This window comes from Nocardiopsis sp. NPDC050513, from assembly GCF_044457925.1.
GTDB lineage: Bacteria > Actinomycetota > Actinomycetes > Streptosporangiales > Streptosporangiaceae > Nocardiopsis.
The window spans coordinates 60,570-84,494 of record NZ_JBITHK010000009.1 but is presented as its reverse complement, the minus strand read 5'-3'; the positions used below and the strand labels follow the sequence as shown (position 1 = coordinate 84,494).

At 71.2% G+C, this 23,925-nt stretch carries 30 protein-coding genes; 8 read left to right on the top strand and 22 right to left on the bottom strand.

Annotated features, from left to right (window positions below; all coding sequences use genetic code 11):
* Window positions 1-43: 43 nt before the first annotated feature.
* The 10 genes from ACIBFB_RS17635 to ACIBFB_RS17590 all read right to left on the bottom strand — a co-directional run bounded on the left by ACIBFB_RS17635 (window position 44) and on the right by ACIBFB_RS17590 (window position 6,273).
* Window positions 44-472 carry a DUF350 domain-containing protein gene (locus ACIBFB_RS17635; protein WP_397231304.1) on the bottom strand — a complete coding sequence of 143 codons (429 nt, stop codon included), beginning with the start codon at window positions 470-472 and terminating at the stop codon, window positions 44-46.
* 78 nt (window positions 473-550) lie between these two features.
* On the bottom strand, window positions 551-847 hold the full coding sequence (locus ACIBFB_RS17630) for a hypothetical protein (RefSeq protein ID WP_397231302.1): 297 nt from the start codon (window positions 845-847) through the stop codon (window positions 551-553).
* Between the two features lie 206 nt (window positions 848-1,053).
* Window positions 1,054-1,566, bottom strand: coding sequence for a DUF2617 family protein (locus ACIBFB_RS17625; RefSeq protein ID WP_397231299.1), 513 nt, complete (start codon window positions 1,564-1,566; stop codon window positions 1,054-1,056).
* A 7-nt stretch (window positions 1,567-1,573) separates the two neighbouring features.
* On the bottom strand, window positions 1,574-2,200 hold the full coding sequence (locus ACIBFB_RS17620; RefSeq protein WP_397231297.1) for a DUF4178 domain-containing protein: 627 nt from the start codon (window positions 2,198-2,200) through the stop codon (window positions 1,574-1,576).
* A 165-nt stretch (window positions 2,201-2,365) separates the two neighbouring features.
* Window positions 2,366-3,226: a sulfurtransferase gene (locus tag ACIBFB_RS17615; RefSeq protein WP_397231295.1), complete on the bottom strand. Its 861-nt coding sequence runs from the start codon at window positions 3,224-3,226 to the stop codon at window positions 2,366-2,368.
* An 87-nt stretch (window positions 3,227-3,313) separates the two neighbouring features.
* A complete protein-coding gene (locus tag ACIBFB_RS17610) occupies window positions 3,314-3,760 on the bottom strand; it encodes a hypothetical protein (RefSeq protein WP_397231293.1) in 447 nt (148 codons plus the stop codon).
* A complete protein-coding gene (locus ACIBFB_RS17605; RefSeq protein ID WP_397231643.1) occupies window positions 3,753-4,115 on the bottom strand; it encodes a hypothetical protein in 363 nt (120 codons plus the stop codon). Before ACIBFB_RS17605 ends, ACIBFB_RS17610 begins: the two co-directional genes overlap by 8 nt.
* Before the next feature lie 172 nt (window positions 4,116-4,287).
* Window positions 4,288-4,653, bottom strand: coding sequence for a CU044_2847 family protein (locus ACIBFB_RS17600; RefSeq protein ID WP_397231291.1), 366 nt, complete (start codon window positions 4,651-4,653; stop codon window positions 4,288-4,290).
* Window positions 4,654-4,728: 75 nt separating this feature from the next.
* Window positions 4,729-5,247, bottom strand: a complete 519-nt coding sequence (locus tag ACIBFB_RS17595; protein ID WP_397231290.1) for a hypothetical protein — start codon at window positions 5,245-5,247, stop codon at window positions 4,729-4,731.
* A 54-nt stretch (window positions 5,248-5,301) separates the two neighbouring features.
* Window positions 5,302-6,273: a serine protease gene (locus ACIBFB_RS17590; RefSeq protein WP_397231288.1), complete on the bottom strand. Its 972-nt coding sequence runs from the start codon at window positions 6,271-6,273 to the stop codon at window positions 5,302-5,304.
* A gap of 559 nt (window positions 6,274-6,832) precedes the next feature.
* Here ACIBFB_RS17590 and ACIBFB_RS17585 point away from each other — a divergent pair.
* Both ACIBFB_RS17585 and ACIBFB_RS17580 read left to right on the top strand, forming a co-directional pair.
* Complete coding sequence (locus tag ACIBFB_RS17585; RefSeq protein WP_397231286.1) at window positions 6,833-7,627, top strand: DUF4352 domain-containing protein; 795 nt, start codon at window positions 6,833-6,835, stop codon at window positions 7,625-7,627.
* Window positions 7,628-7,730: 103 nt separating this feature from the next.
* Complete coding sequence (locus ACIBFB_RS17580) at window positions 7,731-9,227, top strand: NAD(P)H-hydrate dehydratase (protein WP_397231284.1); 1,497 nt, start codon at window positions 7,731-7,733, stop codon at window positions 9,225-9,227.
* Between the two features lie 2 nt (window positions 9,228-9,229).
* On the opposite strand, the gene ACIBFB_RS17575 is transcribed toward ACIBFB_RS17580, so the two are convergent.
* Window positions 9,230-9,715, bottom strand: coding sequence for an NUDIX domain-containing protein (locus ACIBFB_RS17575; RefSeq protein ID WP_397231282.1), 486 nt, complete (start codon window positions 9,713-9,715; stop codon window positions 9,230-9,232).
* Complete coding sequence (locus ACIBFB_RS17570) at window positions 9,712-10,386, bottom strand: TetR family transcriptional regulator (RefSeq protein ID WP_397231280.1); 675 nt, start codon at window positions 10,384-10,386, stop codon at window positions 9,712-9,714. Before ACIBFB_RS17570 ends, ACIBFB_RS17575 begins: the two co-directional genes overlap by 4 nt.
* Window positions 10,387-10,486: 100 nt before the next feature.
* On the opposite strand from ACIBFB_RS17570, the gene ACIBFB_RS17565 reads away from it, so the two are divergent.
* The 3 genes from ACIBFB_RS17565 (at window position 10,487) to ACIBFB_RS17555 (ending at window position 15,161) form a co-directional block, all read left to right on the top strand.
* The gene (locus tag ACIBFB_RS17565) at window positions 10,487-11,512 is read left to right on the top strand and encodes a hypothetical protein (RefSeq protein WP_397231278.1); all 1,026 of its coding nucleotides are present in this window, start codon (window positions 10,487-10,489) and stop codon (window positions 11,510-11,512) included.
* Window positions 11,509-12,801: a methyltransferase family protein gene (locus ACIBFB_RS17560; protein ID WP_397231276.1), complete on the top strand. Its 1,293-nt coding sequence runs from the start codon at window positions 11,509-11,511 to the stop codon at window positions 12,799-12,801. Before ACIBFB_RS17565 ends, ACIBFB_RS17560 begins: the two co-directional genes overlap by 4 nt.
* Window positions 12,802-12,953: 152 nt before the next feature.
* A complete protein-coding gene (locus ACIBFB_RS17555) occupies window positions 12,954-15,161 on the top strand; it encodes a PrsW family intramembrane metalloprotease (RefSeq protein ID WP_397231274.1) in 2,208 nt (735 codons plus the stop codon).
* A 112-nt stretch (window positions 15,162-15,273) separates the two neighbouring features.
* On the opposite strand, the gene ACIBFB_RS17550 is transcribed toward ACIBFB_RS17555, so the two are convergent.
* The 4 genes from ACIBFB_RS17550 to ACIBFB_RS17535 form a co-directional block, all read right to left on the bottom strand.
* Window positions 15,274-15,597: a hypothetical protein gene (locus tag ACIBFB_RS17550; RefSeq protein WP_397231272.1), complete on the bottom strand. Its 324-nt coding sequence runs from the start codon at window positions 15,595-15,597 to the stop codon at window positions 15,274-15,276.
* 216 nt (window positions 15,598-15,813) lie between these two features.
* Complete coding sequence (locus ACIBFB_RS17545; RefSeq protein ID WP_397231270.1) at window positions 15,814-15,996, bottom strand: DUF397 domain-containing protein; 183 nt, start codon at window positions 15,994-15,996, stop codon at window positions 15,814-15,816.
* The gene (locus ACIBFB_RS17540) at window positions 15,993-16,175 is read right to left on the bottom strand and encodes a DUF397 domain-containing protein (RefSeq protein ID WP_397231268.1); all 183 of its coding nucleotides are present in this window, start codon (window positions 16,173-16,175) and stop codon (window positions 15,993-15,995) included. The genes ACIBFB_RS17545 and ACIBFB_RS17540 overlap by 4 nt, the downstream gene beginning before the upstream one ends.
* A 1-nt stretch (window position 16,176) precedes the next feature.
* The gene (locus tag ACIBFB_RS17535) at window positions 16,177-17,046 is read right to left on the bottom strand and encodes a DUF5753 domain-containing protein (RefSeq protein ID WP_397231266.1); all 870 of its coding nucleotides are present in this window, start codon (window positions 17,044-17,046) and stop codon (window positions 16,177-16,179) included.
* Window positions 17,047-17,300: 254 nt separating this feature from the next.
* Between ACIBFB_RS17535 and ACIBFB_RS17530 the strand changes: the two genes are divergently transcribed.
* From ACIBFB_RS17530 to ACIBFB_RS17520, 3 genes are all read left to right on the top strand, one after another.
* Window positions 17,301-18,122, top strand: a complete 822-nt coding sequence (locus ACIBFB_RS17530; protein ID WP_397231264.1) for a Scr1 family TA system antitoxin-like transcriptional regulator — start codon at window positions 17,301-17,303, stop codon at window positions 18,120-18,122.
* A gap of 89 nt (window positions 18,123-18,211) precedes the next feature.
* Entirely contained in the window at window positions 18,212-18,697 is a 486-nt protein-coding gene (locus tag ACIBFB_RS17525; RefSeq protein WP_397231262.1) for an ATP-binding protein, read from the top strand.
* Window positions 18,694-18,960 (top strand): hypothetical protein, encoded by a 267-nt coding sequence (locus ACIBFB_RS17520; protein ID WP_397231260.1) that lies wholly within the window; start codon window positions 18,694-18,696, stop codon window positions 18,958-18,960. The genes ACIBFB_RS17525 and ACIBFB_RS17520 overlap by 4 nt, the downstream gene beginning before the upstream one ends.
* A gap of 383 nt (window positions 18,961-19,343) precedes the next feature.
* Here the strand turns inward: ACIBFB_RS17520 and ACIBFB_RS17515 are convergent, their stop codons facing one another.
* From ACIBFB_RS17515 to ACIBFB_RS17490, 6 genes are all read right to left on the bottom strand, one after another.
* Window positions 19,344-19,931, bottom strand: a complete 588-nt coding sequence (locus tag ACIBFB_RS17515; protein WP_397231258.1) for a GNAT family N-acetyltransferase — start codon at window positions 19,929-19,931, stop codon at window positions 19,344-19,346.
* On the bottom strand, window positions 19,924-20,547 hold the full coding sequence (locus ACIBFB_RS17510) for a lasso peptide biosynthesis B2 protein (RefSeq protein ID WP_397231255.1): 624 nt from the start codon (window positions 20,545-20,547) through the stop codon (window positions 19,924-19,926). The genes ACIBFB_RS17515 and ACIBFB_RS17510 overlap by 8 nt, the downstream gene beginning before the upstream one ends.
* Window positions 20,544-22,214: an albusnodin/ikarugamycin family macrolactam cyclase gene (locus ACIBFB_RS17505; RefSeq protein ID WP_397231253.1), complete on the bottom strand. Its 1,671-nt coding sequence runs from the start codon at window positions 22,212-22,214 to the stop codon at window positions 20,544-20,546. The genes ACIBFB_RS17510 and ACIBFB_RS17505 overlap by 4 nt, the downstream gene beginning before the upstream one ends.
* Before the next feature lie 70 nt (window positions 22,215-22,284).
* Window positions 22,285-22,398 (bottom strand): albusnodin family lasso peptide, encoded by a 114-nt coding sequence (locus ACIBFB_RS17500; RefSeq protein WP_397231251.1) that lies wholly within the window; start codon window positions 22,396-22,398, stop codon window positions 22,285-22,287.
* A 136-nt stretch (window positions 22,399-22,534) separates the two neighbouring features.
* Entirely contained in the window at window positions 22,535-23,374 is an 840-nt protein-coding gene (locus tag ACIBFB_RS17495; protein ID WP_397231249.1) for a helix-turn-helix domain-containing protein, read from the bottom strand.
* Entirely contained in the window at window positions 23,371-23,922 is a 552-nt protein-coding gene (locus ACIBFB_RS17490) for a DUF6879 family protein (protein ID WP_397231247.1), read from the bottom strand. The genes ACIBFB_RS17495 and ACIBFB_RS17490 overlap by 4 nt, the downstream gene beginning before the upstream one ends.
* Between the last annotated feature and the right edge of the window lie 3 nt (window positions 23,923-23,925).

Below are 23,925 nucleotides of genomic sequence, written 5' to 3'. Positions count from 1 at the left end.
CGACCGGAGTCCGGGGTCGGCCGGGGTGGTGGTTCTCGATCCCTCAGGTGAGGGCGGCCGCGATCACCAGGGCGATCGCCACGTGCGCGGTGGCGCTGACCCAGGTGGCCGGGTGCGGCTCGGCGTTGCTGATCATCCGCGCGATCTTGACCGGGGTGACGATGTCGATGAGGACGAAGGCCAGTGCCATGGCGGCGAGGCCGATCGCTCCGTAGACCGCGGTGGAGAGCAGACCGGCGCCCAGCCCCACCTCGGACTCGCTGCTGAGGATCGCCGAGACCACGACGATGGCCGTGCCCAGCGTGTTGGCCGACACCAGCAGGACGGCGTTGGTGTTGCGCTCCTCCCAGATCAGCGTGTGCAGCTTGCCCGGGGTGAGCAGGTCGACGACGAGGTAGCCGGCGATGAGGACGGCGACGCCGACGCCTCCGTAGGCGAGGGCGGACAGGGAGTTGAGGAGAAGGTCGTTCATGATCCTTGCCTGCGAGGTTGGGGGAAGGGGGTCGTTCGTTGGGGATGTGTGCCCTGACGTGCCCGAAGGGTACTCGTTCTACTTGCCGAACCCGGAGCCGCCGCCGCGGAAGTCGCTGCCGCTGCCGCTGCTGTTCGAGCCGCTGCCGCCCCCGGTTCCGCCGAAGAAGAAGAAGCCTCCGCCGGAGTGGGAGCGGCCTTCGCACACGTCGTCGTCGTAGGTCGGGTCGGACACGTAGTCGTCGTCGGGGCAGTAGTTGGTCGTGCTGTTGTCGCATGCGCTGACCAGCACCAGGATGACGACGATGAAGCCGACGATCGCCAAGATGGTGATCCAGGTGTTCCTGGCGGTGTGGTCGGTCGCGTGGGCGTCCATGGAGGGGATCTCCTCACGGGTGTGGGGGATGGTCGGGGGCCGTCGCGCCCGTCGGGCGCGGACACACGTGCCGGGGGGAGCCCGCCCCCCGACTTCGCAGAGTACTGGTCCTGGGAGAGGACCTCCCCGCGGTGGCCGGAGCCGCCGCCGTGCCGGGACCCGGGGTCGGGCTGCGCCCGGTGGCGGCGGGCATGGGGGCTCTCCGGTCAGGGGGTGACGGACGTCGTCGTCGACACCAGTTCGCCGCTCTGGGGGTAGGCGTGCCAGGTCCTCCAGCCCAGTGCCGCCTCGGGGTTCAGGTGCAGCGCGGTGACGGCGAGCGGGTCACCGGGGAAGGTGACGTAGAGACCGCCGGGGGAGTCGGCCACCTCGTCGCGGAGGAGGTCGATCCGCCGGGCCAGACCGTCCGGGGCGAGCGTCTCCACGGTCGACGTGAACCGGTAGTCGCCGTGCCCCCACGAGGGCAGGTCGGCGATGCCGGGCAGCCCGCCGGTGAAGCCGGGCAGGCAGGCGACCGTCTCGACGAGGGGGCCGGTCCCGTCACCCGAATCCCGCTCCACGACGACCTGGTGGGACGCGCCGAGGACCCGCAGCCGCACGCGCAGACCCGGCCGTTCGACGGTGCGGACGGCGAGGGCCTCGACCACGGGGCGGCTCAGTGTCCACACGAGGTCGTCGGCCCTGGTGTCGACGAAGGGCGTGCTGATGCTCGCGCGCACGTGCGGCTCAGCTCCCGGGGTAGATGGTGAAGCTGCCGGGGAGGATCTTCTGACCGGTGGCGGCCTCCCAGCCGCCGTGGTCGAACCGCTCGAAGGAGAGCAGTCGGCCGGTGTCGGACTCGTAGTCGGCGTAGTCCAGACCGCCCTGGGCGCGCAGGCCCGTGGTGCCCTCCGAGCGGTAGGAGCCGGTGCCCCTCTCCTCCAGACGGTAGGTGACGCCCTCGAACTGCAGCGTCTTGGCGTGGGGGGTCAGCTCGGTGTCGGGGCGGCCGGTCCACAGGACCAGCTCCAGGTCGGGGTCCTCCTCCACGGACAGCCAGCGCTTGCCGCCGTCGACCTCGAGGAAGTGCTCCGACCAGGTGAAGCCGCCCTCGGACAGGCGCAGGGAGCCGCGGATCCAGGTGCGCTCGTGCCCCCAGTCGAGCATGTCACCGGCCTTGAGCGTGCGCGGGTCGCCGGTGGTGTCGCCCTCGTTGGCGAACGGGTCCCGGGGCGGGCGCGGCGTCTGAGTCTTCACGTTCTTGTTCTTCTTCGCGCGGTTCGACACCATCGCGACTCCGATCGCGACGCCGGCGACGAGCACGGCGGCGAGGACGACGACGAGGACGACGAGCAGCAGGGCATTGGTGGCCAAGGTTCCTCGCTTCGCTGTGGCGGGGGTGGGTGTTCGACGGCGCCCGCGGGCGTCCTCCCTCTGACGCACCTGACGGCCGCACAGTTTCGTCCCTGGCCGGAAACGGTCAGGAAGAAGGCCGTCCGAAGGGAGTCTCGCGGACGGCCGGGTGGTGACGTGGGAAGACTACCGGGACCCGTGCGGATCCCCGGTCTCGGTGGGCAGGTTCTCGTCGGCCCCCCAGCGGCTCCACGATCCGGGGTAGAGCCGCGTGTGGGTGTACCCGGCGTGCTCCAGCGCCAGGAGGTCGTGGCAGGCGGTGACACCGGAGCCGCAGTAGGCGGTGATGGTGGTGGCGGAGTCGGCCCCGAGCGCGGCGAAGCGCTCGCGGAGGACGTCGGGACCGGACAGGAACCCGTCCCCGTCCAGGTTGCCGGGCCACTCGGCGCTGCGGGCGCCGGGCACGTGACCGGGGCGGGCGTCGACGGGTGCGGGTTCCTCACCCGTGTAGCGGCCGTGGACGCGGGCGTCCAGGAGCAGCCGCGCGGGGTCGCCGATCTCGGCGGAGACCGTCGGGGTGTGCACGACCCGGTCGGCGGGCCACGCCCGCGGTGTGCGGTGGGCGGGCGCGCGGCGGGCGTCGCCCTTCTCCAGGTCGCCGGTCCACGTGCGCAGACCCCCGTCCAGGAACGCGGCGGGGGTGCCGAGGACGCGCAGCATCCACACGAGGCGGGCGGCGACGGATCCGTTCGCGTCGTCGTAGACCACCACGGCGTCGTGGTCGCCGATCCCCAGGCGGCCGAGCGCGGCGGCGAACTCGGTCGGTGAGGGGAGGGGGTGGCGGCCGCCCTCGGGGCTGGGCGGTTCGGCCAGATCGGCGTCGACGTCGGTGAACACGGCTCCGGGCAGGTGCCCGGAGCGGTAGGCCTCGCGCCCGGAGCGGCCGTCGAGGTACCAGCGGGAGTCGACGACGACCACGCCGTCGAGATGGTCGCGGAGCCAGTCGGCGGACACGGCCACCGGGAGGGACAAGGATTGGTCGGACATGGCCGCCAGCCTAGGACCCGCGGGGCGGCGACACACGGGTACCTCGCGGGAAACGGCGTGGCGGGGGCGCCGGCGGGCGGAGCCGGGTCAGGCGCGGTCCTCGGCGGCGGGCCGGTCGCGGTCCATCCGGTGCACACGCAGGATCCACCACAGGCCGAGCACCGGCAGGACCAGGGGGACGAAGCCGTAGCCCGAGCCGAACCGGGACCACACGGTGTCGTCCGGCAGCAGACCGGGGACGAACACGCTGAGCGCGCCGACCAGGAGTACGCCGGCCAGTTCGACGCCGCACGCGGCCAGCGCGACCGTGCGGGACGTGCGCCCGGCGCGGGCCAGACCGACGGCGGCGACCAGGTACACCGCCCCGGCGGCGACTGACAGGGCGTAGGCGAGCGGCGCCTCGTCGAACCCCGTGGCGAGCTGGTAGGAGCCGCGCGCGGTCGCGGCCAGGGCGAACACGGAGTACACCGCGACCAGCAGTCGCCCGGGTCCGGTGCGCAGTGTCCTGTCGGCGGGCGTCGCGGTGTCAGACAAGGGGGTTCCAGAGCTGTTCGAGGCGGACCATGAGCACCGCGAGCACCAGGCAGGCGAAGGCGATGACGGCCGGTCCCCACTTGCTGCGCTCCATGAACCCCCAGACCGCGCAGGCGGGCGGTAGCAGGACCACGGTGGCCAGGTAGGACACGAACATGGCCGTCTCGGCGGGGCGGTCGCCGCCGACCGCGGCCACGGCGGAGACGACGGCCTGGCCGATCACCAGAAGCCACAGGAGACCCATGCCGACCAGGTGGGGGACCAGCATGGGCTGGTCACGGAAGGTCGAGACGAGGCACCAGCCGGCCATCGCCAGCGACGCCACCTGAATCGTCATGGTCAGCCAGTCGACCACGGCGCCTCCGCTCACGCTCGCGTCCGGGCGTCCGCCCGTGTCAGCGGACCGCCGTCAACGACACAGCGTAGTACTCGCGCCCGACCGCCTCGGCCGACCCCCGGCGGGGGACGGGGGCGGTCGGGCGTGCGGCGAACCGTCGCGCACGCACGCCCGACCCGGCTCCGTTCCGTCAGGAGCCCGGCGCGCCGCCGTCGGCGGGGCCGGGGACCGGATAGGTCAGGGTCACGGTCACCGAGGACTCGGCCGACCCGCTGAACAGCACGAGGGACCCCTCGGCGGCGATCGTGACGCCGAACTCCACGGACACCGACTCCGGGCGCGTGGCCTGGCGCGCCAGGTCCCTCACGGTGCCGCCGAACTTGGCCGCCACGCCCCGGACCGCGTCCTGGACCTGGTCGACGGCCTCGGCCGCCTTCTTGGCCACGGCCGCGGTGACGCCGGAGGACATCGGCTCGGAGCCCGGCAGTTGCTGGACCGCGACGTACACGTCCAGGCCGTCGACCGTGATCGGCACGAACTTCTTGGGAAGGGACACGCTTTCGCCTTTCGCGTGGGCGGGGCACGCCGCTCCGTGCCCGTCGGTGGTCGTTCCGGGCGGGGCCCGGACCGTTCAGTTGGGGGAGAGGTGGTAGGCGCCGCGGATCATGTACGCGCCGTCCGACTGGCGGTAGTAGCCGGGGTCCGGCGGGGAGCCGGTCCAGTCCGGCAGGACGCTGACGACGGCTTCCCTGACGGTCTCGCCCAACCCCGTGTGCCGCACCACGTAGCCGACTCCGGCGGCGGCGAGCTTGGCGGGGGTCCGGGCGAGGATCATCTTGCCGATGCTGGCCACGTCCCAGGCGATGTGGGCCACCTCATTGAGGGCGGCGCGCTTCTCGTACCAGTCCTCGGGGCCGGAGTGGTCGAGGGCGAAGAAGTCACCGGACCCGTCGGCGTACCTGACGTGGAAGCCGAGGATGAGCCCGCTGGCCGGATGGATGTAGGAGTCGCCGGACGCGATGTGGAGACTGTCCACGACGCCGTCCGGGCGTTTGAGTTCGAGTTCGAGGTCGGGGTTGGGGGTCTCGCTGTAGGAGGCCATGAGAAGCCAGGTCTCGTAGCCGGGACTGCGCGGACTCTTCAGTTGCATCGTCGTGCGCCTTTCGTGCGGCTGTGGAGGTCGGGGTCCGGGAGGGCGACCGGTTCACAGCAACCAGTCGATGATCGTGCCGACGGTCTTCTTGAGGACGCCCTCCGAGACCTCGGCGGCGGCCTCGTCCGCGACGGCGTCGGAGAGGCCGGAACCGCCCGGGACCTGGTCGGAGACGGGCAGGTCCGCGGCGGAGGACGTGGTGGCGTCGGATCCTTCAGAACCGGAGGGAGGACTGGGCTCCCCGGAGCCGGAGGGGGCGCCGGAGTCACCGGGCCCGGCGGTCCCTCCCGAGTCCGCCGAGCCGTCCGCGGCGGCCGTGTCGTCCCCGGCGCCGCGGTCGCGCACGTACTCGGACACGGTGTAGCCCGCGGCGGCGCCTCCGGCGGCGGCGCCCGCGAATCCCAGCCACCGCCGCTCGTTCCGGGGGACGTGCCCCTTGCACAGTTCGTGCAGCTCCTCGGTGCGGGACACCCACACGCTGTGGGCCATCCACGAGTCGGTGGTGTTGTGGCGGGAGGAGATCACGCCGAGCACGCTGTCGTCGCCGAGGCGCCGGACGGGTGCTCCGCTCATGCCGGGCATGACGTCTGAGGACTGGATGCGCCCCAGGCGCAGGCCGTCGGTGCGGGTGACCTCTCCCTGCCACCTGCCCAGCGCCTCCACCGACCGCGACGGAGGTACGTGGGCCCCGTCCTCGATCACGGCGTGGCCGACCATGGTCACCTCCTCACCCTGTTCGGCGGAGCGGGTGGGGCGCAGGAGGCGCGCGGTCCCGGGCAGGGGCGTGCCGGTCTTGAGCAGGGCGAGATCGGCCCGGTGGTTCCTGGCCACGACCCACGCCCGGGTCGGCTTGACATCGGGATCGCCGAGACTGTCCACGGTGACCTCGACGGTCTCCACCGGAATCTCCTCCAGACCGAGCGTGGTCTGGACGACGTGCCAGGCGGTCACCAGATAGCCGGATCGGTCGATCTGGAAACAGGTTCCCTGCGGGGCGCCTCCGGACGTCAGGATTCTTCCCATGTACCGCGGAACGTGCGGGGAAACGCTCACCCCGGTGTTCCTTTCGCTTGTCTCCATGCGGGAAGGACAGCGGAGAGCACGGGCGTGGTCAGGGCGCCGGTCGCTCGTCGCGGGGGTGCGGGTCGGGCTGGGCCCGGTGGTGTGCGGCAGTGCGGCATTTCGCCCATACCCTGGCGGTCCTCGGGGTAAACGAGGACTCGGCCGTGGGGGAGTCCAGGGGAAATCCCTCCTGAGAGGCGCGGAATTCGACCCTGCCCGCACCGTTTCCGTGTATGGGTCCGGAGGAAATGTGAAAGCCTTTCGCGTGTGATTCCGCGGAGGCGGACGGGAATTCCAATCATCCGACGGTCCGCTGTTCCCGATTCCGGGGGCGCGGGCGTCCGCTCCGGGTGGTGCGCGCCGGACGGGCGGGTTCCGCGAGCGGGCGTGCCGCGTCCGAGCCCGTTCGGGAGAGGCGTTGGATAGGGTCCAGACGCACCCGTTCCACGGGTCGCCACGCGGCACACGGTGCCCCTCCGCCGCCGCCCCCAGTTCCCCTTCCCCGTATCGGAGCGCGTCCATGTCCCACCCGCAGTACCCGTCGGGTCCGCAACAGCCGCACGGTCCCCACGACCACGAGTCCGCGCCCGGCGAACCGCGGTTCGGGCCGCCGCCCGGGGACCAGTACGGCGCGCCGCACTACGGCGACCCGCACCAGGCCGGGCAGCAGTACGGCGAGCCCGGATACGCGCCTCCGCCCCAGGGCGACCCCCTGTACGGCCACCAGCAGGGCGGCCCCCAGTACGGCCCGCCGCCCAAGCAGGGAATGTCCACCGGTGGGAAGGTCGCGCTGGCGATCGGCGGCTCGGTGGGCCTCATCGTCATCGTCGTCCTGGTCGTCGCGATCGCGGCGAACCTCGCCGACGGCGGTGCGGCGGACCCCGCGGCGCCCGTCGCCCAGCCCTCCGCGCAGGAGGAGGCCCCGGCGGAACAGGAACCGGCGCCCGACCAGCCTGCGGAGGAGCCGGCGAGCGCCCAGGGCGTCACCATGACGGCGACTGACGCGGGCACGACGGGCGACGCTCTGGACGAGTCCGCCGTCTACACCGTCGTGGACATCGAGATCGTCAACGACTCCGACGAGTCGATCGAGGTCAACCCCATCTACTTCACCATGACGCTCAGCGACGGCTCGTCCGTGAACGACTGGGCCGACACGCTCTTCGCGGACATCGAGCCGATCATGGCGGGGTCGCTCGCGCCCGGTGACTCGACCTCGGGCCAGATCGCGGTCGTCGGCGAGGTCGAGATCGTCCAGGTGGAGCTGGGCGACCTGATCGGCGAGAGGGAGCCCGTCGTCGCCGACGTGCGGTGACCACCGCTCGGGTCGGGCGACGCGGGTCGGGGTGTGGCGGTGGAAGCATGCCCGGCCACGTGTAGGGCACGATGGTGGACGACGCGTCCCAGGAGGTGACCCCGTGCGGTCCGCACACACCGTCCGCGCCGTCCGCGAGGCCGAGCGCGCTGTCATGGCCCGCCTGCCCGAGGGCGCGCTCATGCGCCGTGCCGCGACCGGGCTCGCGGCGGAGTGCGCCCGACTGCTGCCCCGGGTGTACGGATCGCGCGTGGTGCTGCTGGTCGGCGCCGGGGACAACGGCGGCGACGCCCTCTACGCGGGCGCCCTGCTGGCCGCGCGCGGAGCCGCCGTGCGGGCCGTGCTCGCGGGACCGCGCGCCCACGAACAGGGGCTGGCGGCCCTGCGCGGAGCGGGCGGGCGGGTCCGGGTCTTCCAGGGCGACCCGAACGACGGCGGGGAGCTGTTCGACGCCGACCTCATCATCGACGGGATGCTGGGGATCGGCGGGCGCGGCGGACTCCGCGAGCCCTACGGGACGCTGGCCGTGCTCGCCGAGAACGCGCCCGCGCCCGTCGTCGCCGTCGACCTGCCCAGCGGGGTGAACGCCGACACCGGCGAGGTGCCCGGACACGCCGTACGCGCGGACGTCACCGTCACCTTCGGCGCCCTCAAACCCGGACTCTGCGTCGACCCGGGCGCCGACCGCGCAGGGCGGGTGCACCTCGTGGACATCGGCCTCACCCCGGAACTGGGCGGCCCCGACGTGATCCGCCCACAGGCCGTGGACGTCGCCGCGCTCCTGCCGAAGCCCGGCACCGAGTCCGACAAGTACCGCCGCGGCCTGCTCGCCGTCCGCGCGGGATCCGACCGCTACCGGGGCGCGGCCGTCCTCACCGTCGGCGGGGCGCTGCGCACGGGCGTCGGAATGGTCCGCTACGGGGGCGCGAGCGCCGCCGTCGACCAGGTGCTCGCCCACTGGCCGGAGACGGTCGCCGTCGACCTCGACCCCCAGGGCAGCACCAGGCTCGGTCCCGGACGTGTCTCCGCCCTGGTCATCGGTCCGGGTAGGGGAACGCACCCGGCCAACGCCGACGAGCTGCACGCGGTCCTGGACAGCGACTGCCCCGTGCTGGTCGACGCCGACGCCCTCACCCTGCTCAGCGGCAACGGGGGCATCCCGCTCTCCGAGACGCTGCGGGAGCGCACCGCGCACACGCTCCTGACCCCGCACGCCGGTGAGCTCGCCCGGCTCCTGCCCGGCACCGACCGCTCCGACATCGAGGCCCGCCGTCTGGAGTACGCCCGCCGGGTCGCCGACGAGTTCGACTGCACGGTCCTGCTCAAGGGGTCGACCACCGTCGTCACGCAGCCGGGCCTGCCCGCCGTGGCCAACCCGACGGGCACGCCGCTGCTGGCCACGGCCGGGTCCGGCGACGTGCTGGCGGGGGCGATCGGCGCGCTGCTGGCCAGCGGCCTGCCCGCGTACGAGGCGGCCATGTGCGGCGCCTACCTGCACGGACGGGCGGCGGTGCTGGCGCGCGGCGGGGCGCCGGTCAGCGCGACCGATCTGTTGGACGGCCTGCCGCTGGCGGTCGCCGAGGCGCGCGGGACCGGCTGACGTCAGCCGGTGCGCGCGGCGTCCAGGCCGCGCTGGACGATGTCGGTGATGAAGTAGTCGCCCGGGTCGCGCTCGTCGCGCAGCACGTGGACGGTCGAGTCGTCCACCCACAGGTACTCGGTGTGCTTGTCGGGCTCCAGCCGGGGCGCGGAGAGGTCGCCCTCGACCCGCACGAGGTAGTCGATCTCGCGGCGCGTGACGCCGTCGCCGGGGTCCCAGTCGAGGGAGAACAGCTCGGCGAGCACCCCGGTCAGGCGCCAGCCGGTCTCCTCCGCCACCTCGCGGGCCAGCCCCTCCACCATGCTCTCGCCCTGCTCGACGTGGCCGCCGACGATGTCCCAGCAGTGCGGGAACACCTTGCGCGTGGGGGAGCGGCGTTGCGCGAACACCCTGCCCCAGGGGTCGGCGATCACCGCGCCCGCGACCCACGTCCGGCCGTCGGACGTGTCCGGGAACTCGATCCCGGGCGCCACCTCGATGTCGTTCACGCGTCCTCCTCGGCGTCCTCGGCAAAGCCTACGTCGCCATCGCGTCGGCCGCGTCGGGGCAGCCGGAGCGTGAGCAGCTTGGCGCGCGGAGCCAGCTGCGTGGCCAGGTCGAACACCGCCTCGGTGCGGGAGTGGTCCTCGTCCAGCACCGAGAACAGGTTCACCCCGAGGTAGAAGGTGATCGCGCCGTAGGCCACCTCGCGCGCGGGCACCAGCCTGGCCAGGGCCGACCCGCCGAGCACCCGCTCCCACTCCTGCTCGATGAAGGCGATCCACGGCTCGGCGCGGACCTTGATCTCCCGGCGCAGCTCCGGCTTGGTCACGGCCGCCGCCACCAGCTCGGAGAACTCGGTGATGTAGCCGCGCTCCAGGTCGGTCCGGTAGATCCTGGTCGCCGCGGCCACGAGCTCTTCCAGGGTGCGGGCGCCCGCGGTCAGCTCGCGGTACATCGCCAGGCGTTCGGCGCTCGACCGGTCGAGCGCGGCCAGGAGCAGCTGGTCGACGCCGCCGAAGTGGTAGAAGACCAGCGCCGAGTTGGCCTCCGCGCGCGCCGCGATCGCCCGCGCCGACGCCCCCGCGTACCCCTCCTCCCGCAGGACGTCGCCGGCCGCGGCCAGGAGCCGCTCCTTGGTCTCCTCGCTCGTCCTGCGCCCGCCGCCGCCCTTGGCCATGACCCTCCTTGTGTTCCGGGATGTGTTCATCATACGGTTTAATCACCTGATTAAAGCATCTGGTTTAATCATGTGACCGACCGATGGAGTGTGAGTCGCGGTGTCCGAACTCCCTGAAGCCCCCGGGCCCTCCGAACCCGCGGGACCCGACGAACCGTCCGCGCCCGAACCCCGGGCCCGGCACCGGATCAGCCGTGAACGCTGGATCCTCGCCGGGGCCGTCGCCGCGATCTTCGCCGCCTTCACCTCCCTGCGCGTCACGAGCTGGGGCGGCCTGGACCAGACCGCGTTCCTCTACGTCGGCCTGCCCGCGCTGATCGCCCTGGCCGTCGCGTTCTACGCCAGGCCGCGCACCGCGGTCGGGCTGGGCATGGCCGTCACCACCCTGGCGCTGGCCATGTCGGGCCCCCTGCTGGGCGAGGGGATGGTGTGCCTGCTGATCGCGGCCCCGCTGATGCTGGGGATCGTCGGGCTGGTGATCGCGGTCCTCCGCCTCATCGCCCGAGGCGGACGCGGCTCCCAGCAGGCCCTCCTCGCGGTCCCGCTGCTCTTCGCCCTGGCGCTGGAGGGCGTCGGCGGAACCACGATCCTGCCGAGGGCCGACCAGGGAACGGGCTCGTCGTGGACGGACGCGAGCCCGGACCGGGTCGCCGAGGCACTGGCCGCGCCGCCCGAGTACGCCGAGCCCGACGCCCTCCTCCTGCGCGCGGTCCCCTTCCCCCGGCCCGTCGAGGCGGTCGGGGAGGGGCTGGCCGTCGGTGACACGCGCACCGTCCGCTTCACCCCCGGACAGTCGCTGGGCATCGGCGCCGAACCCGTCCCCCGGCACATGGAGTTGGAGATCACCGAGAGCGAGATCCGCCCCGACGGCGGGCGCGTCGTGTTCACGGTGGTCGAGGACACCGCGCTCGCCCGCTGGATGGACACGCGCCGGGCGCGGGCCGAGTGGTCGGCCGAGGACGGCGGCACGAGGATCACCTGGACCATGGACTTCGACCGCACCTACGAACCGTCCTGGTACTTCGGGCCGCTCCAGTCCCACACCGTCGACCTGGCCGCCGAGTACCTCGCGAACACCTTCGCCTCAGCGACCACGCCGGGCGGCGCCGAAGGAGAGGGCCGGTGACCGCCGACCTCCCCGAGACCCTCGTGCGCGGCCTGGGCCTGGCGTTCCCCTCCCTCGCGCTCGCCGGACTGTGCCTGTGGCGCCCGCCGCGACAGCGCGAGATCGCCGCGATGGTCGTGGCCAGCGCCTGGGCCGTGCTGACCCTCGTGCCGCTCAACCTGTACGCGCTGCGCGCGGGATGGTGGGCCTTCCACGCCGAGGGCGCGGTCTGGTGGGGGATGCCCGTGGACCTCATGCTCGCCTGGGCCCTGCTGTGGGGCGCGCTGCCCGCGCTCCTGATGCGCCTGCTCCCCGTTCCGCTGCTCTCCTTCGTGCTGGTCTGGGCCGACGTCATCCTCATGCCCCTGGCCGAGCCCGTCGTCGTCCTGGACGACCGGTGGATGGTCGGCGAGATCGCCGGGGCCGCGCTGTGCCTGATCCCCGCGCTGCTGCTCGCCTACTGGACGAGGGAGGGCCAGTGGGTCCACGCCAGGATGTGGGCGCAGGCCGCGCTGGCGGGCGGGATCATGGTCGGTGGACCGCTCGCGGCCCTGGGCGAGGACACCACGGCGGCCGAGTACTTCGCGGCGGCGCAGCTCCTCCTCGTCGCGGGGCTGCCCGCGCTGGCCGCCGCCCGGGAGTTCGCTCGGGTCGGAGGCGGCACGCCGCTGCCCTACGACCCGCCGAACCGCCTGGTCACCAGCGGGCCGTACGCGTTCGTGCGCAACCCCATGCAGACCTCGATGACCGTTCTCTACGTCCTCCTGGCCCTCCTGCTCCGGGAACCGCTCTTCCTGCTCCTCGCGGCGGCGTCCGTGTGCTACGCGGTCGGGCTGGCGGACTGGCACGAGGGCGCGCAGTTGCGGCGGCGGTTCGGCGCCGCGTGGACCGGCTACCGGTCGCGGGTGCGGCCCTGGCTGCCCCGGTGGCGTCCCTGGCCGGGGCGCACGCGGGGTGTGCTCCACGTCGACGCGAACTGCGCGCTGTGCCTGAGCCTCGCCCGGTGGTTCACCGCGCGCGCACCGATCGCGCTCGACATCCGCCCCGCGGCCGAGCACCCCGACGTCCTGTACCGCCTCACCTACGAGACCCCGGACGGGCTGCGGTGGAGTGGCATCGCCGCCCTGGCCAGGGGGATGGAACACCTCAACCTGGGCTGGGCCCTGCTGGGGTGGGCGATCGACCTGCCCGGTCTCCGGCACCTCGTCCAACGGTGCGGGGACGCCTTGGGGGCGGGGCCGCACCCCGCCCGTACTCCCCACCCGGCCCGGACGCCGCGGAGCGGAGCCGAGCTCTCCGCCCCGGCCTGAGCGGGGGCGGCCGGCGCACGGGGCGTCGCGGGGGCGCTGCCCTCGGTGAGAGGCCGCGTGACGCGCCCCACCCACCGCGCCGTTATGCTCGGTCCGGGTCGCCCCGCCCCCGGCGGCCCGGACCGCCCCCCGGTACGGCTCGAGGATCCACCATGGAAGAACAGGCCATGCTCGCGCGCGACCTCGTGCTGCGTGTCTGCGCCGGAGCCACCGAGTTCGACCCGCAATGGATCCGGGCCGGAGGCAAGGTCACGACCCCGTTCGTCGTGCCGCGCGACCGCAACCTGATCCGCGCGATCGTGGCGGCGGGCCGTGCCATGGGCGTCGCCCGGCTCCTGGTCTGCCGCACGCGCGCCGAGTTCTCCTACGAACCCGTCACCGAGGTCCCGCTCGACACCGACACCCTCATCGACCTCATCCGGGGCTGGGGGCCGCACCCCACCGACTTCCTCGTCTGCGTCGAGGACTTCTCCGCAGCCGTGCTCGTCGCCGCCGACGAACTCACCGTCGCGGCCGGACCCGCCGACTTCGTCCGCGAACTCGTGGGGGCCGACATCCCCCAGGCACGCGACGCCTTCGCCGCCCGTGCGAGGGCCGACGGCGGCTCCCAGCTGTCCCGCGCCGCCCAGCTCTACCGCTGCCTCGACCCCGGCGCCCGACACACCAAGACACCCCGGGGGCCCGGGCCCGACCTGGCCGAACGCGTCGCGCGCGGGTTCGGTCTGGCCCGACGCCGTTCGCCGCGCACCGTCCGCGCCCTGCGTGCCCTGCGCGGGGCATGGGGATGGGCGATGGTCGTCGTGCTGCTCGCCGCGCCCCTGGCCGTCCCCGCGCTGGACGCCGCGGTCCCGGCCCTGGCCGCCACCCTCGTTCTGCTCGTCCAACTGGCCTGGGCCGCCCGGTCCCGCACGGTGTCCTTCGCCGACCTGCTGCGGACGGCCGCCGTCGGCGCGGCGCTGGTGTGGCCGCTCGCCGCCGCCGAGTCCGCCGTCCTCCGACTCCTGGGAGCGGACGCCTACGGGGTGGCCGGCTACACCTACGTCGCCGTGCCGATCGAGGAGCTGGGCAAGCTCGCGCCGCTGCTGCTGTTCGCGCTGGTCGCCCACCGGCGTGCGCGCCGCCTGGCCGCCGTCGACCTCCTGCTCCTGGCCGCCGCCTCCGGAGCGGGCCTCGAACTGGCCGAACGCCTGCTCACCGAGACCGCGCTCGGAGCCGCCGACCTGTCCTCCGACGGGGGGATCCTCCTGCCGGGCGGCACCACCGTCACCGCGCCCGACGGGACCGTGCTCGCCGCGTTCGCGGGACACGCCGTCACCACCGGCCTGGTCGGGGCGGCCCTCGGCCTGGCGGTCGTCGGGCGCCGGTACGGCGGCTGGCTGTGGCTGCTGCCGCCGGTCGCCCTCGCCGTCGCCGTGCTGGACCACCTCAACCTCAACGCCGTGCTCGCCGGGGTGGCGCTGCACCCGGCCACGGACATCCTCCACGGTCTGCTCGGCGGCGGGGTGCTCACGCCGTGGCTGCTGCTCCTGGCGTTGGTGTGCGCGGTCGCCATGGACTACCGGATGATCGGCACGGCCGCCGAGAGCACCCCGGCGCTGCCCGGACAGCCGCCGCTGGCGGGACTGCGGCGCAGGGCGTGGGGGCGGTCGATCGCGATGCGCGTGCGGGTGCCCGCCGACATCGCGCCGCTGTTCCGGCGGGTGGCGCTGTCGTGGGCGGACCTGCCGGTCACGCTCGCCACGGCGGCGTCGTCGATCGCGCACGAACTGATGGTGGCCGTGATCGCCGCCCGGCGGGGACCGGCCGCGCTGTGCGACACGTGGCGGTTCCTGCGCTGGCGGCGGGCGAACGCGATGGGCGAGGCCCGGTCGGCGGGGCGGGCCTGGCGGCGGTATCCGGCGCAGGAGGAGCTGACGGGGAACGCGCACGACCTGGCCGCGCGGCTGGGGCTGTCGGCGACCGGGGGTGTGACCGGGGCCCGGTCGGCGGGCGTGTTGTTCGCGGCGCTGCCGGTGGCGGCCGGTGTGTCGGCCGTGGTCGGCGGAGCGGAGGTCGCGGCCGGAGCGGACGGCGCGGCGTACGCGCTGCTGGCGGTCGACCGGGTCGGCACGTGGCTGGGCGGACTCGACCTGGTCGGGACGGTGTGGGCGGCGCTGGCCCTGGTCGCGGTGGGGACGCTGCTGGTGTCGGGGAACGGGGTGCCCTACGCGCATCCGCGGATGAGGGAGTTCCTGCGCTCGCCCGGGGCCAACACGGGGGTCGTGCTGGGGATGCTCGCGCCGGGACAGGTGGGGTACGCCCTCGTCTCTCTCATCGGGCTGGCGCTGCCCCGGAGAGTGGACCGGCTGCTGGTGCGGTGACGGAACGCGTGGAGGCCGAGCCGGCCAGAGCCGACTCTCACAGAGAAGAGCGGGGCAGCGCTGGATGCGAAGACGCGGAACCCTGGACCCCGGGCAGGTATCCCGTTCCGCGCTACCCCTCGTCGGCTCGCAGATCCACCACGATCCAGTCGCCGGAGTTGTTGACGGCGACGCACGTGTACTCGGTGCGCTCCGCCGTGCCGGAGCCGTCCTCCGGCCCGGCGCCGCCGACGACTTCGTACTCCCACGGGTCCTCGGCGGTCAGGGTGACCTCCGGGGAGTCGTCGAAGTCGAGGTCGCCCGGTGACCCCATCTCATGTTCGATGTAGTGCTCGCACTCGGCCGCGGCGTTCTCGGCGGTGGGTTCGGCGCCGCCGCACCCGGTGAGGGCCAGAGCGGCGAGGAAGGCAGTGGGGATGAGGCGGGTGGGGCGCATGGTGGTCCGATCGGGCGATGTGCGTTCTGAGGGGGAGACGCCCGCCGCCGCGCCCCGGTTCACCTGGTCGGAAGCGGTCGCCCCGGAAGCACGGCGCCGCTCCGCCGCGCCCGTCGCCGCCCGCCTACGCGTCCGGGCGCGAGGGGACGCCAACGCCGAAGGAGGACCCTGAGCGCCCGGCCGTGGAAGACGGCCGGGACCCCGCTGCGTGTCTGGTCAGAGGTCGTGCGCGCGGGTGGCGTCGATGAAGGCGCGCCACTCGGATCGACCGAACATGAGCGGCGACTGCTCCAGGGCCTTGGAGTCACGAACCGCGTGCAGGGCGGCAGCGTCCGCGACCTCCACACACGCCTGTGCGTTGGCGCTGTAGGAGCTCTTCCGGAACGGTTCCCGCGTCATGTGTCCGTCTTCGCCTGTAGTAGGAAACGGGTCCACTCGGAGCGCGACAACAGGAGGGTCGGGCCGTGGGGCCGGGTTGTGTCGCCAATCTCGACCACGCCTATGTCAGGGCGGCGAGCTTGAACGCACCCTTGAGGTCCGCTGTAGCTGCTCTTTCTCCACTCCTGGCCCGTCAACATGTCATGCTCCCAAGTCTTCGATCATCTGCTCGATGAGCCGCTGGGATTCTTTGGGGTCCAGCGCCTGAGCCAGGAGATCGCTCCACGCCTGTTGGTAGCGAGCGACGTCCGGCTCACTTTCAACGTAGATGGTGCTGGTCATCAACTCGACTTGGGCGACGGTCAGGCTTGGCAGGTCCAGAAGCGTGAAGGAACCGGTCATCGCGGCATGCGGACGACTGGGCTGGCGCAACACCTGGAGGGTGATGTTCGGTCCCTCGGTCCGTTCCAACAGGTGTCGGAGTTGCCGGGCGAAGGCGTTCGGGGCACCGACCGGCTGTCTCAGGATGGCCTCGTAGAGGACTGTGTGAAGCTTGAGCGGTCCGGTCTCCCGGTCCAGAACGCTCTGCCGGTGCATGCGGACATCCACGAACTGCTCCAGCTGCCCTCGGTCGTCGTGCTGATTGAGGGCAAGCCCGAGGTTGAGCGCATACTCCCGTGTCTGGAGTAGTCCGGGGATGTATTGGAGTTCCCAGGAACGCCCGAAGAGCGCCGTTGACTCAAGTCGAACCAGGTCGATGTAGCTGGGTGTCAACGCGTCCGCGTACTCGACCCACCAGCCGCGACGCTCCTGCTGGATTTCGCTGGCTATCGCCAGGATGCGCTCACGTGTGCGCGTGTCCCTCACACCGTAGCCGTCGAGGATCGGGGGGAAGTCTCGTACCGGGAGGGCGACCAACCCGTTCTCAAGGCGGCTGATCGAGGGGGCCGAGCGCTTGAGCGTCTTGGCAGCGGACGTCAGTGACGTGTGACCGGCGGTCAAGCGCATCTCCAGGAGACGTTCGCCCAACCACCGCTGGCGCACGGAGGGGCGTGGCTCCGACTCGTTCACAGGTATCCCTTCTGGCGGCTGGTCAAGTGTCCCATGGCGCGCGTCTCTGGTGCTCATCCGAGCCCAGAGATCGTGCATGAATTTCTTCGTGAAATTATTGCACGATGGTCGATCGGGGGGCATCATGGTTGCCGAGGGTGACTGCTCCGAGTCATCCCGCTACTTCCCTGAGAGGCGTCATGGCTGGAGTTCCACGAGGTGCGGGTCGTGCGGGCAACGAGGGAACCCGCGGTCCTGAGCGAAGCGAGTGGGAGGTGTTCGGGGAGTGGGTCGCGCGGTTCCGCGCTGACGCCGGGCTCACCCACCACGACCTCGCGACACGGGAGGTCCTCAGCGCCGAGGAGCTCCGGGAGATCGAGAGCGGCACGACGGCCCCGGCCCGCTGCACCGCCACCTACCTCGACCGCAGGTTCGGGGCGAAGGGCCGCCTGACGAACGCCTGGGCCCGCGCCACCATCAACACCCACCTGGCCGGTGGCGCGAGCCCGTACGAGCTGGACACCAGTGCCCACACCATCCGTGAGTTCAGCCCCGGCACTGTCCCCGTGCCACTCCAGACCCACGACTACGGCACCGCGCTCCGGCGGTTCGCCGGGAACACGGGCCGCCGGGGCAGGTTGTGGAACCGGTCGGGCGATCTGCGCGTGGTCGTCAACGAGACCGCCGTGCGGACCCTGGTCGGCGGTGCGGGGGTGATGAGGGAACAGCTGCGGCGGCTGGTCAACACGATCCACGGCAGCGGACTGCACTTCCAGGTCATCCCGAACCGCGTCGCCGACCACCCCTGCCCGATGGGTCCGTTTCGGCTCCTGTCGTTGGGACCGGCCTACACCGTCGCCCACGTGGTCGCCCCCTACGGCGATGGGCAGCTCATCACCGCGCCGAGCGAGATCCAGGCGTTCTCGGACCTCTTCGAGGACCTGTGCGGGGCGGCGCTGTCGATGGCCGATTCGCTGACCCTGCTGGCCGACGCCGCCAGCGGTCTGGAGCCGAACCCTTCCCCCAAAGCCATCGGCAGGGGGAGCGAGACGAACCGCGTCGGCGGCCTCACCACGCTCTCCACGATCGCGCGCTGACACGGTCCCACGAAAAGGCTCTGGGGGGCGCTACGAACACCCCCCAGAGCAGGCCGACAAGTCTCCCCAGAAAGAAAGGCATTGACGACATGCCCATTGTGCCGCACTCGACGCCCTCCGTGACCCCGTGGAGGGCACGGATCTACCCCGGAACCCTCGACCGGATGTCCACGATCCGCGCTGACCTGCGCACCGACCTCACCGGGTTCGATGAGGAACTGGTCGAACGCGTGACACTGTGCGCCAGCGAGATCGCCGCCAACGCCATCGAGCACAGCCGATCCGGAGAGCCGGACGGCCGGGTGCTGCGCGCCCTCTTCCTTCCGAAACCGGGAGCCCTGCGGCTGGTCGTCGTGGACGACGGAGCACGGGAGAGCGAACCCCGGATCCCGAGCCAGCGGACCGAGGCGGAGTGGATGAGCGCCGAACGCGGACGCGGCCTGTTCCTGGTCGACACACTCGCGCGGGCCTGGGGCACCTATCCGGTGGTTCCGTTCCCCCTCTGCGCCGACCTGGGCACGGCCGTGTGGGCCGAGTTCTCCGTGGAGGCGACGGAGAGCGAGACGCTTCGATGAGCACGACTACGGTGAATCCGCGCATGCGCGCGGTGCTGGACGCACCGAGGGGCCGCCGCTTCTCCCGGCCCGCCGGAGCGACCCCGCTCACCCGGGAACAGCGGCTGCTGGCCCAGATGGAGGGCAGCCCCCGGGTCGCCTACCGGCTCGAACACGGGATCCTGCCCGCATGGATGCTGGTGGCCGAGGAGAAGCGGAGGGGCCGGGTCGGACCGAGGCCGACCGTTCCCGTACGGGAGCCGAACCCCACGCCTCACGGTTGAGGCTGCCACCGGTCCCGGCGTCGCTGGCGTGGAAGAGGCCTGCTGTTCCGTGCGGTCTCCTGCACGGCCGCGCTCGTGGGCGGCACGCTGCTCGGCCACCTGCTGACCCTGTGGACGTGACGTCACACGCCGTCCGGTCCCACCCGCATACCTGAGCTTGCGCGTCGGTGGGGCCGGACGTGGTGGACGCCGTGATCAGGCGGGTGTTATGCCCGGCCGAATCGCTGGGTCATCAGCTCGGCCATCTCCTCCTCGGAGTCGAATGCCTCGGATTTAGCCGACTCGGCGAGGTCTGCGAGCGCTTCGGGGTCACGGAGGACGCTCAACGTCTCCGTCAGTGACTCATGCCGTACCTCAGGCGTCGGGTCCATGGTTCCCCGTCCCTACCCTTGGGGTTGTGTTCCCTGCCGCTGGACAGCGCTCGTCACGGCTGACGGGCCGGGGAAGTCCTCGGGGGCGGCGTCCATGAGCAGTTCGTCGACGGGTTGGCCGAGCCAGTACCCGGCCCGCCGCAGCCGTCCGGCGTGCTTGAATCCGGCCTTCTCGTAGGCGGTCACGCCCGCCGTGTTGGGCTCCAGCACCTTGAGCCAGACCATGCGCAGTGCGGCCAGGTGGAACGCCCAGTCCAGGGTGAGGCGGGTCGCCTCGGTGGCGTGTCCCTTGCCGCGCTCGGCCGGGTCGAGCACGATGACGAACTCCGCTGTGCGCACAAACGTGTTGACCTGCAATGTCGTCATCCCAACGGCGGTTTTGTCCTCCAGCTGGACGACCTCGAACTGGGGGTAGTCGTGGTTGCTCCGTTGACGTTCCCATCCGTTCGCGCGGACTTCCCAGGACTGGGGCATCTGGTTGCCGTACCCCAGAATCGTGCCCGGGTCGTTCTCCCATGAGTGATAGGACTCCAGCATCTCTCGGCGCGGCATGGCCAGGGCGAGGTTCTGTCCGGCCAACAGGATGTGCGGTTCACTCAACGGTGTTCTCCAAGGTCTCGCCCGGCCCCACGGCCGGACCATCAGGTGTGTAGATCGGGGTGTAGGCGTCGATCCCGGGCTCTTCCTCCACCGGGTACCCATCGGCTTCGATCCAGGCGTGCAGCCGTACCGGGTCGGTCGCGACGCCGTGCCGCCACTCCGCACGTCGGCCCACCATGGCTAGGAGCAGCGCGGCCGTGACGGACTGCTCCAGGCACGCCCACCGGGCCGGGAACAGGGCGGATATCCGCCTGACGGCATGTACAACATGCTGGGCTTGTGCGTCCGTCGCGGGTGGGAACCGTCGCCCCACGCACGCGAGTCGTACCATGCGGGCGAACCTGTGAGGGCGGGAACCGCAGAACAGGACGGGGACGGTCACCGCTGTGGCGGGAATCGCCGCCAGGATCCAGCCGCTCCCGACCTTCGATGGAGTGCGCAGAACCGCGTTCGTCTCCTCGGTTCCCCAGGAACCGGCGTCGGTCTCATGTCGAATTATGACCAAGGTGTCACGATTCTCGGGCAGTCTCGTTCGGAGTTCGGTATGACCGGTGCGGTAGTCGATGAGTACGCAGGTGTGCCTGGTGAGCACCGCGACTGTGGGCAACTCGGTCATGCCACAACATCCCGAGATCGAACCCAGCGCGGAGACGGGGAATCACGCAGGGCCAACAGCCAGATCTGGGTGCCGAGGGTGGTCGCCAGATGTGCCCATGGCGTCCGGGTGCCCAGGGACGCCGCGTGTACCGCAGCACGAAGCTTGATGCCGTCGACCAGTCCCATGTCGGTCAGCGGTCCGTCACACAAGTCCAGCACCCGCTTCAGGTTTGTGCGCAGACCTCGGTGGTAGTCGGCGACGAAGGAGCCCTTGGTCGTGCGCTCACGCACCGACTGTGGGAGCAGATCACCAACCGCGTCGACCAACGCGGGCTTGTAGCGCTCCACCGAGAATCGATCGGCAGCGGGCAAGGACACCACCGCGTCCAGCACCGCGCCGTCGAAGTAGGGGTTGTGCTGGACGACTCCTGCGTGGTCGGCCAACTGTATGTCCGAGGCGGCGGCACGCGTCACCCTGTGGATCAGGGTGACCAGCGCGTGATCGGCATCCAGGTATCGGTCACGTGCTACGGGGGCGTCGTGTGACCACGGAGGGGGAGAGGCAGTCGACCGAGCCAGAGCGTTGATGTCCTGCGTGAGTGCGGCTCGTACGAGGGGCCAAGGACTACGGCGGCGGAGCCGCGCCCAGCCGCACGAGTCATGCCAGACTCGTGTCCACTGGTGATTTCGTGCCAGCTCCGCCAGGTGCGTGGGTGGCGGAAGGAAGTGGTTGTCACCACCGTCTCCGGTGAGATGTGAGACCGCCCCGGACGTGGCGGCATGGCGCAGTTGCCCGGCGAAGGCCGCCCAACTCACGGCCGAGGGCGGCGGCTCATCCGTAGGGAGTAGCGGATCGTCTCCAGGACTGAACGGCAGGTGTCGTTCGGTGATGGAGAAGCGCTCACGGGCGAGGCCCGGGATGTCCAGGGCGCGCACATAATCCAGGTCACCGCCTCGGGTGACGCCTTCGGGGTGGGCGGTCACCCCGGTTACCGGACCCATCCGGGCCGCGATGGCCGCCAGGGTGGTGGAGTCCATCCCGGACAGATCGGTCGAGACACGCTCTCCGGTCGCCCGTGAGCGTACGCCCTCGATCAGTGCGGTACGGATGCGGTCGAGTGCCTCGTTTCTCGGCCTTTTCTCTGGTATCCACCACCGCGTTACGGTTGAATCGCCGCCCTCCAAGACCAGCCGGTGCCCGGGGGGAACCAGGTTCACGCCTTCCCATGCACTTTGGTCCCGGGGTACGGCGAGTTTGTCGGCCAGGTATGCGGTCAGCCAGACACGATTCACGTCGGCGCTGGTCAAAGCGGCCAGTGCGCGCGAACTGGATCCCCAGATGATCTGGCCGTCGTCAGTACGAGTGGTGTACACAGGGCACGCGCCGGAGGCGTCGGTGACGATCTCCACCCTGATCGCGGTGCTACGGATGGTGGTGAAGGATCCGGTCCAATTTCCGATCGCCGTTCCCAGGTCCGGTGTGTCCACTGCGGCCTGGAGTTCCCCAGCAGTGGCCGAACACGGGCCGATGACGACGAGACGTGAAGCAGCGTGGACGATGGTGCGAACGTGTTGGCTTTGCCACGAACCCACCGTCCACAGGGGCGGGTCGATCCACAACAGGTCCGCATCTACGGGAATCGGGGCGTCAGCCGGTTCTGGGGCACAGCCGCCGAACCATCTCACGGAACCTCCTGGCATGAGTGGGGTGTGGCAGCCAGCCTCCCGGGCCGCCACACACGAGGGATGAGTCGGTCTAGTCGTAGGGCGACTGCTTGCTCTCGATGCTCTGGTCGTCGCTGCCCAGTGTCAGGTCGGCGGCGTTCCCCAGGACGATGACGTCAGGGATTTCGTCGTGCTGCTCTTCCATCCGGTCTCCCTTCGGAGTGATGTGGCACCACGTTAGGCGGCAGACAAGTTTCCGTCGATGAAGATTCGTGCTTATTCTTCGAAGTCCCGAATCCAAGCGAGAGGCGGGAATAGAGGCGAATATCCGAGGGCGCACGTCAGGAGCTCGTGGCCTGTGTGACCCTGTGCAGCACCGCCCGGGCCCTGTCGTTGAAGCGGGCTCCGGCCGAGGCCATCTCGAAGACCCGAAGGTACTGCTCGATCTCACTGCGGTGCGTCAACGTCAGCTCAGCGGACGCGGTCTCGATGATGACGGAGTCCTCGTCCTGGACCCAGAAACCGTGGAGAGGAAGATACGGGGGTGGCGCGTCAAAAGGGATGATTCCTACAGAGACATTGGAAAGTCCGGAAACCGAAATCAACCGGTCAATTTGCTCCATCATGGTGTCCTGGTCCCCGCGCCTGTGGTGGAGTGCCGCTTCGGCGATGAGGAACTGGAAGCGCTTGTCCCGCCGATAGAGGATCTCCTGGCGCCTCATCCGCTGCTCAACGGCCTCTGCGAGCCCTATCGCGGTCCCGTTCCTGCGGCTGGCCATCTCCAGAACGGCGGTGGCATACTCCGGTGTCTGGAGCAGCCCCGGGATGATCATCGACTCGTAGACCCGGAACAGGGAGACCTGTTCCTCCTCGGCGACCATCCGTGACTGGATGCCACCCAGCCCACCGGCGAGTTGTTCCTTCCATTCGACCCACATCGACTCCAGGTCCCGGAGCCGCGCAAAGAGATCGACGGAGGTCTCCGGTGCTCCACAGACACGCGTCCACGCGGAGATGTCCTCCGAGGTGGGCGCTTGGCGTCCGGTTTCGATCTTGGAGACCTTGGACTGGCTCCACTCCAGACGGTCCGCGAGCCGCATGCCGGTCAGTCCCGCTGACACGCGCAACTCGCGGAGGCGTCGCCCCAAGTCTCGTCGGGCTCGTTCGATGCTGTGGGTCACCTAGGTCGTTTCGGTGTTCTCGGTTCGTACTCGTGGTGCGGGATCGCGTGCCGCCAGGCGGTCTCCCACCATTGGCGGTGCCGGCCGATGACGGCAGGATCGTCGATCCGTTCCAACCGGCGGGGAGCGTCGTCGTCATCGAAGTGTAGGACGCAGCTCCAACGGCCGTCGAAGAGCCAGAAGTCCAGTTGGGGGAGGTCGTCCACCGAGGGGTGGTGACGCGGGAGCCAGCGGATGTCCTCCCCGGCTTCGACGTTGAACCGGGTGACCGCGTGCTCCCATGCGATGTACCCGCTCAGCGGTTCGGACACGACCCGGACACGCTGCCACACCTTGCCCTGTTTCCGGCCTCGGGTCACGTCGCGATGCCACGGGGAGGTAGCGGCGTGGTCGTCTGTCCGGCCCGGGTCGCCCGTCCTCAGGAACCGCTCGACGTCCTCGTTCTCCCCGTCGACGTTGTACCGGTCCCGTACCTCCAGTTTCCAGGCGGTTCGCTCAAAGTCATGGAACTGTTGGACGAACTCCTCCTCCGAGAGGAAAACACTCATGGG

Bases quoted from the DNA above. Each gene is read 5' to 3' on its own strand.
- ACIBFB_RS17540 (WP_397231268.1), bottom strand. From the start codon at position 16,175: ATGTTGACGGGCCAGGAGTGGAGAAAGAGCAGCTACAGCGGACCTCAA.
- ACIBFB_RS17615 (WP_397231295.1), bottom strand. From the start codon at position 3,226: ATGTCCGACCAATCCTTGTCCCTCCCGGTGGCCGTGTCCGCCGACTGG.
- ACIBFB_RS17525 (WP_397231262.1), top strand. From the start codon at position 18,212: ATGCCCATTGTGCCGCACTCGACGCCCTCCGTGACCCCGTGGAGGGCA.
- ACIBFB_RS17500 (WP_397231251.1), bottom strand. From the start codon at position 22,398: ATGGAAGAGCAGCACGACGAAATCCCTGACGTCATCGTCCTGGGGAAC.
- ACIBFB_RS17635 (WP_397231304.1), bottom strand. From the start codon at position 472: ATGAACGACCTTCTCCTCAACTCCCTGTCCGCCCTCGCCTACGGAGGC.
- ACIBFB_RS17545 (WP_397231270.1), bottom strand. From the start codon at position 15,996: ATGACGCGGGAACCGTTCCGGAAGAGCTCCTACAGCGCCAACGCACAG.
- ACIBFB_RS17550 (WP_397231272.1), bottom strand. From the start codon at position 15,597: ATGCGCCCCACCCGCCTCATCCCCACTGCCTTCCTCGCCGCTCTGGCC.
- ACIBFB_RS17510 (WP_397231255.1), bottom strand. From the start codon at position 20,547: ATGACCGAGTTGCCCACAGTCGCGGTGCTCACCAGGCACACCTGCGTA.
- ACIBFB_RS17490 (WP_397231247.1), bottom strand. From the start codon at position 23,922: ATGAGTGTTTTCCTCTCGGAGGAGGAGTTCGTCCAACAGTTCCATGAC.
- ACIBFB_RS17520 (WP_397231260.1), top strand. From the start codon at position 18,694: ATGAGCACGACTACGGTGAATCCGCGCATGCGCGCGGTGCTGGACGCA.
- ACIBFB_RS17630 (WP_397231302.1), bottom strand. From the start codon at position 847: ATGGACGCCCACGCGACCGACCACACCGCCAGGAACACCTGGATCACC.
- ACIBFB_RS17585 (WP_397231286.1), top strand. From the start codon at position 6,833: ATGTCCCACCCGCAGTACCCGTCGGGTCCGCAACAGCCGCACGGTCCC.
- ACIBFB_RS17590 (WP_397231288.1), bottom strand. From the start codon at position 6,273: ATGGGAAGAATCCTGACGTCCGGAGGCGCCCCGCAGGGAACCTGTTTC.
- ACIBFB_RS17595 (WP_397231290.1), bottom strand. From the start codon at position 5,247: ATGCAACTGAAGAGTCCGCGCAGTCCCGGCTACGAGACCTGGCTTCTC.
- ACIBFB_RS17570 (WP_397231280.1), bottom strand. From the start codon at position 10,386: ATGGCCAAGGGCGGCGGCGGGCGCAGGACGAGCGAGGAGACCAAGGAG.
- ACIBFB_RS17555 (WP_397231274.1), top strand. From the start codon at position 12,954: ATGGAAGAACAGGCCATGCTCGCGCGCGACCTCGTGCTGCGTGTCTGC.